This window comes from Synechococcus sp. R8-2 (assembly GCF_047461715.1).
Classification (GTDB): domain Bacteria; phylum Cyanobacteriota; class Cyanobacteriia; order Thermostichales; family Thermostichaceae; genus Thermostichus.
In genome coordinates this window covers 1-5,991 of sequence record NZ_JANSHQ010000026.1, presented here as the reverse complement: position 1 = coordinate 5,991, position 5,991 = coordinate 1, and the positions used below count along the sequence as shown (strand labels likewise).

Sequence of the window (5,991 nt, the reverse complement as noted above, 5' to 3'; positions counted from 1 at the left end):
CCCGCGAGAGGGATCCCATCTCGATAGAAGTTGAGAGCAGACCGAACACCGAAACGCCTACCTCGTGCTATGACTTGAAGCGGCAGCATCCACCTCAACCCCCCCATGGTCGACACTCCCATCCGCTTTGGCACCGACGGCTGGCGAGCCGTGATTGCCGAGGGCTTTACTTTCCAAAACTTGGCCCTTGCCGCCCAGGCCAGCGCCCAAGTGTTGGCCCGCACCTACCCCGGCGAAGGGATCCTGGTCGGCTACGACAACCGCTTTCTTTCGGAACGCTTTGCCGCCCACACTGCTGAGGTGGTGGCCCGCCTGGGGATCCCAGTTTACCTCTCCACCTGTGTGGCCCCAACGCCGGCCTTTAGCTGGGGTGCCAAGGAGCGGGGCTGCCACGGCGCTTTGGTGATCACCGCCAGCCACAACCCCCCCCACTATTCCGGCCTCAAGGTCAAGGGAGGATTTGGTGGCTCCGTGCCGCCGGAAGTTACCGCCGCCATCGAGCAGGAGCTGCAAAGCCTCCAGCCTCTTGGATCCCACAAGGCCCCCATCCACACCTGGGATCCCTGGCCCCGCTACCTGGCTCAGCTCAGCCGCTTTGTGGATCTGGAAAAGCTCAAGGGATCCCCGGCCAAGATTTGGGTGGATGTCATGTTTGGCTCTGGCGCTGGCGGCCTCAAGCGCCTCTTGGGGGAGAAGGTCATTGAATTGCAGGCGCATCGGGATCCCTTGTTTGGGGGATTTCCCCCCGAGCCCTTGCCCCAAAACCTGCAGGCTTCTGCTCAGATCATCGCGGCGGATCCCGCCCCCTTGAAAATGGGTTTGGTCTTTGATGGGGATGCCGACCGCATTGCGGCTCTCGATGGGCAAGGCCATTTCCTCAGCCCGCAGATCCTGATCCCCATCTTGATCGACCACCTGGCCGGGCGACGCGGCTTGCGGGGCGAGATTGTCAAAACCATCAGCGGCTCCGAACTGTTTGTTAAAGTTGCACAGCACTATGGCCTGCCGGTTACGGAAATGCCGGTGGGCTTTAAGTACATCGCCGAGCGCATGATGAGCACAGAGGTGCTCTTGGGTGGAGAGGAATCGGGCGGCATCGGCTACTTGGGCCACATTCCCGAGCGGGATGCTCTGCTTTCGGCCCTGTATCTCATCGAAGCGGTTACGGAAACCGGCCAAGATCTCAGCTCCATCTACCGGGCTTTGCAGGAACGGGAAGGGTTCACCTCTGTTTACCTGCGCCGCGATCTCCACCTCGCCGATCAAAATCAACAAACCCAGCTCTTCCAGCGGCTGCAAATGGATCCCCCGGCTGAGATTTTGGGGCAGAAGGTGATCAAACATTTCGACAAAGATGGCCACAAATTCACCCTCGCCGATGGAAGCTGGGTGATGATTCGCGGCAGCGGCACCGAGCCTCTGCTGAGGTTGTACTCAGAAGCGAAAGACCTAGAAGCAGTGAACGCCCTCCTGGATTGGGCAGCCGCCTTGATCGGCCAGGTTGATTGAGGTTGATGCGGATCCCTTGCAGGGCAAGGATCCCACTTGTTCACAAAATCTTGCAAAGTCGGACAAAGTACGGCTTCTTTGGCAAAGCTGGATCGCTTGACTCAAAATTCAGCCGGAATCCTTCAGCTAGCACAAGATCCCACAGATTTTGAATTCCCCGGAAAAGTTCGACTACCCTGTTCAGACATCGGCCAATCAATAGCCAGGATTTTGCAGGGGGCTCAGTTGAAAGTCACATGAAAGTCACAGGTGCTTGATTGGATGGAACTGGTGGCGCCCCACTGCTAAAGAGAGTAACAGGTGGATTGATGTAGGTCATAGTCATGGGGGTAATTTGTTCGACCGATACAGAAACCACGCAGGAGGAATTTGGAGCCAGAGTTCCACCTTGAAGGGCAATCGTGGTCGAATTGAACGTGACCGGTGGTGGACCTGGATCAATCAAAGTGCTGGGGGGAGCCGTGAGTGTGCCGCCACAAGTGTTCAAGGTAACAGCATTTTGTAGGGTAATTCGCAGCCCGCCCGGCAAAGAATCTATGAAGCTGAGCCCTGATAGAGGTACAGCAGCGTTGTTGGTGATCGTAAAGATGACAGCCACACTGCCACCCGGTGTTGCTTGGTTAGGGCTAAACTCCTTGGTAAAGGTTGGAGGAAGAACTGGGTTCACAGTTAGGCTGACGGGTGCGCTTAGAGCGGCAGGGGCCTGGTTGCTGGTAAGCGTTGTGGCAGGGTTCGTGTAGGTACCCACGTTTGCGGCAACCACCTGAACGCTTATCAGGCAGCTTGAGTTGGGACTGAGCTGGCCGCCGGTCAGAGAAATAAAGCTTCCATTTGGAGGGGCGCTTTCAGTTCCCCCACAGGTATTGTTGAGGCCAGGAGCGGCAGCAACGGATAGCCCTGCCGGCAGAATTTCCGCAAAGCTGAGGCCGGTCAGTTGGATGCCGGAGTTGTTGGTGATCGAAAAACTCAAAGTAACAGGAACACCTACCGAAGTTGTGCTGGGACTAAAGCTCTTGGTAAAGGTTGGAGCAGCCAAGGGGGCCGGAGGCAGGCCAACGATGCTGGGAGAAGGGTTGGGGCTGGGCAGGGGCGGGATCGTCGGCGCCGACACAGGAGGGGGCACAAGAGGGCTGGGTTGACCTGGGGGAACAGATCCAATCGGAGGAGTGGATGGCAGCCCTACCCCCGTTCCTCCGGGTTCTGTATTCGGGTTTTGCACAGGGATGATTGGCCCTGGCAGCGAGCTGATTGGATTCCCCTCTTTAGTTTGTTGACAAGCTGTTAGCAAGCCCAAGCACAAGCAAGCCAAAACCCCAGCTACTTTTCCCGTTTTCATTCCCTCATCCTCCTGCCATTCAACTCTCTCGTGGCACAAACCCAAACAGCCTTACTCAGCTCCAGCTTAGGTGGCTTGGGCGCGCGCTTCCAGCCTCAGAGCTTGACCAAATGAATCTCGAATGACCACGATCACCAAAACCCTTTCTCCCGCAGCAACGTTGGTGTTGTAGGCGGCTAGATCCGCCGGGAAGGTGAAGCCGTTGGTAAGCGTGATCCCGTTGATTCGGTCGTCGTAGCTATTGCCTCTGCCTATCAGCGTATTTCTAAACTGCTCAATTGCCGTCGGCAAAAAGATACCGGTAATATCTGTGCCGCGACTGATGTTAAAAAACTGAACCTCTACGCTCCTGATCACTCCTGGAGCAAGTAAGCCGCGCAAGGTGATAGTTACAAAGGCGGATCCCACTGGGGGAATCACAGCAGGGTTTGGCGGGGCGGACAGCAAAAGATTGAACTCTCCATTTGGAGCTGGCCGCAAGCTAGGCGGATCCGGTAGGTCGGGCTGGATGGGCGGCGGGGTGATGGGGGCAAAGTCCGGCCCTGGGCGAAAGGTGATAGGCGTGAGATTGGGGGCAATCGTGGGGGCAACGGCCACAGGAGGAGGCGTGGCACCGCTAGAAGCCAGTAGAGGCGGCACCCCGCTGGTGGTCTCGCTACTGCAGCCGGTAATTAGCGCAACCGAAGCACAGGTTGCCCAAAGAGAGAGGCCGCCACGGCCAAGGGCTGAGCCAAAACGTCGTCTCATCGAAAAATCTCCACTCACTCACACCACAGCAAACGTCTTAGGCAGCGTCCAGCGGGGATCCACCGAGCTTGCTCAAGTCTTATGCATCTGCACAATTTCAAGGGGGATGCCTGCTGTTAGTTCTACTGCATCCTAGAGCGTTGTCAAGCGAGCGGCAGAGCAAATGCAAGAAATTGTTCTGGAAATGGCCCATCCTCTATCTGTGGTGTATCATGGCTTCGAGCAGGGGTGGTGAGCCTACCTGTAGCGTTAGGAGTTGGGTGCCTTCTCCCCATTTTGTGTGTGGATTTGCCCAGATTTAAGGTGTGTGAGGAAGTGCCGTATGAACTTCAAAGGTCGCTCGTTGGCGGTTTTGTGTGGAGTCTTGCTGCTAGGCGGCTGCGGAGAAGTTAATGAGTCTCCGACCTTGCCTGGGCCCGTCCAGGTAGATCCGGCTGCCTTTGTCTCGGCCCAAGAGTATCGCTTTACCCCCGGCTCAGTGCTGGAGACCACCAGCCTCCGCTTGGACTATGTCAATCCGAGGTTTGACAACGGGATCCCTGTGCGCACCAACCCCCTCCAAGGCAGCGGTGAAGCTCGCATCGCCAATGTTGAAGCCCGCATCTTGCCTGTGAACGAGTTGCCTGTGAACGAGATCCCAGCCAGTGACTTGACGATTGACTCCACCCTTCGCTCCAGCACCCTGGCCATCCAAATTGGGCGAACCACACCGCTGGTGAATATCACTGCCTTTGGACCCAACGACGGCAGGCTATCTACGCAATTCAATATCGCCGGGCTGGTTGCAGTTTCAACCCTCCCCAACGACCAGCGCATTCGGGTGAATACCACCTTCAGGGCTATCCGAGATGACGGCACTGTTTTAACGCTTTTAACGCTCACCGTGCGCCGCATTTTGGTGAACAGGAATGGCAATCAGGTCGTTCTCGAGGGAGATTCTTCTCTCATTGTCCCTACCACAGGGGTACTCTATGAAGATCCTGGCCCCAACGGCAACCCACCAGCAGGAAGCTTTGTCAACCCTCCTCCACCTCAAGGTCCTGTAGTCGCTATTCTCCAAACGGGCAATTTCTCCGCGAGCTTTGTGGTGCGGCAGCGGGGGGTTGCGGGCGATGGCACTCCTGAGGATGCCTTGGCTCTCTTTGCCCGCCTGAACTTCCGGCCCAACCAGGCGGAGATTGTCTATCGTCCTGCCCAGGTGGGTACGCAGTCGGTACTGTTTGCTCCGGATCCGACTCGACCGAACATCTTGCCCAATCAGTTGGTTCGCATCCGCCGCCTGTTGAACGGTCGTGTTCAAGCGGAGTTTGATCCGGCCAACGTCAGCACAGTTCTCAACTTTGTGCAGGTCAGCCCTCCACCGCGACCTTTCCCCACCCCGATCCCGCAGTTGCCCGTCCCTGAGCGTCCCGGTGCCCCTACCGCGTTTGACTACTTCTTCTCCTTGCGCACCGAGCGCTCCACAGGTACGTTGCCTGGATCCCCTGTGGAGGGAACTAATCTCAGTCCTGTTATCCTTCAGGGCATTGTCCCCACCACGGGAGATTTTGTCTTCCGCACCTTAGCTGGGGCACAACTGGCCGGGCCGTTTAATAGGGCAGATATTGGCGGTTCTCTGCTGCGAGGCAACTTGAATTTGGTTTTCGATCCAACCACCTCTGGCTCGAATATCTCTGGGCAATTCTTTATTGAGCAAGAGTTCCCCACTGACAACCAAGTTATAGGCCCGAACTTACCAACTGGCGACGGAAATACGGGTACTCCTGATGCAGGGGGAGTTATTCTCATTATTCGTGGATTCTTTGAGGGCACGCAGGTGCGGCTGTAACCCAGGCAACCCATTTGATCCCAGAGCAGGGATCCGCTCTGGCTTGGCCTTTTCGTCGGTCAGAGCTTGGGTAGATCGCTGAGCACCACCTGTGCGCAGTTGTGGCCAGGGATCCCGGTCACTCCGCCTCCTGGGTGCGCCCCTGAACCGCAGAGGTAAAGGCCGGGTATGGGGGAGCGATAGTCGGCCAGGCCGGAGATGGGCCGCAGGTTGTAGCTTTGATCCGGCGTCATTTCCCCGTGAAAAATGCTGCCCCCCACAAGGCCAAAGCGGGCCTCCAGATCCACAGGCGACAACATCTGCCGTGCGATCACGGCGTTTTTAATGTTGGGGGCAAATTGGGCAATTTTGTCGATCACTCGATCGGCAAATTCCTCCCGTAGGCCATCGTTCCAGTCTCGCCCTTTGGGTTGGTAAGGCACAAACTGGCAGAAGCAGGAGAGGATGTGCTTGCCTGGGGGGCCATTGTCGGGTCGGTGGGGGATTGGCTGTAGATCTCGATAAACGGATCCCGGGAAGGGATCCCGTATTTGCAATCATCCCAAGCCCGCTCCAGATAGGCCACCGAGGG

General features: G+C 57.1%; 6 protein-coding genes. 2 read left to right on the top strand and 4 right to left on the bottom strand.

What is annotated here, in order from left to right; translation table 11 throughout:
* The first annotated feature begins 105 nt into the window (after positions 1-105).
* Positions 106-1,509: a phosphoglucomutase/phosphomannomutase family protein gene (locus NW819_RS00725; RefSeq protein WP_414412591.1), complete on the top strand. Its 1,404-nt coding sequence runs from the start codon at positions 106-108 to the stop codon at positions 1,507-1,509.
* Positions 1,510-1,741: 232 nt separating this feature from the next.
* Here NW819_RS00725 and NW819_RS00720 read toward each other — a convergent pair whose 3' ends face one another.
* A complete protein-coding gene (locus NW819_RS00720; protein ID WP_414412590.1) occupies positions 1,742-2,545 on the bottom strand; it encodes a hypothetical protein in 804 nt (267 codons plus the stop codon).
* A gap of 366 nt (positions 2,546-2,911) precedes the next feature.
* Complete coding sequence (locus NW819_RS00715) at positions 2,912-3,592, bottom strand: hypothetical protein (RefSeq protein WP_414412589.1); 681 nt, start codon at positions 3,590-3,592, stop codon at positions 2,912-2,914.
* A 322-nt stretch (positions 3,593-3,914) separates the two neighbouring features.
* Between NW819_RS00715 and NW819_RS00710 the strand changes: the two genes are divergently transcribed.
* A complete protein-coding gene (locus NW819_RS00710; RefSeq protein WP_414412588.1) occupies positions 3,915-5,420 on the top strand; it encodes a hypothetical protein in 1,506 nt (501 codons plus the stop codon).
* A gap of 59 nt (positions 5,421-5,479) precedes the next feature.
* Here NW819_RS00710 and NW819_RS00705 read toward each other — a convergent pair whose 3' ends face one another.
* A complete protein-coding gene (locus NW819_RS00705) occupies positions 5,480-5,842 on the bottom strand; it encodes a phytoene desaturase family protein (RefSeq protein WP_414412587.1) in 363 nt (120 codons plus the stop codon).
* Positions 5,776-5,991 (bottom strand): hypothetical protein (locus tag NW819_RS00700; protein WP_414412586.1); only part of this gene is annotated, 216 nt, incomplete at its 5' end. The genes NW819_RS00705 and NW819_RS00700, both read right to left, overlap by 67 nt.

Bases quoted from the DNA above. Each gene is read 5' to 3' on its own strand.
- NW819_RS00725 (WP_414412591.1), top strand. From the start codon at position 106: ATGGTCGACACTCCCATCCGCTTTGGCACCGACGGCTGGCGAGCCGTG.
- NW819_RS00715 (WP_414412589.1), bottom strand. From the start codon at position 3,592: ATGAGACGACGTTTTGGCTCAGCCCTTGGCCGTGGCGGCCTCTCTCTT.
- NW819_RS00710 (WP_414412588.1), top strand. From the start codon at position 3,915: ATGAACTTCAAAGGTCGCTCGTTGGCGGTTTTGTGTGGAGTCTTGCTG.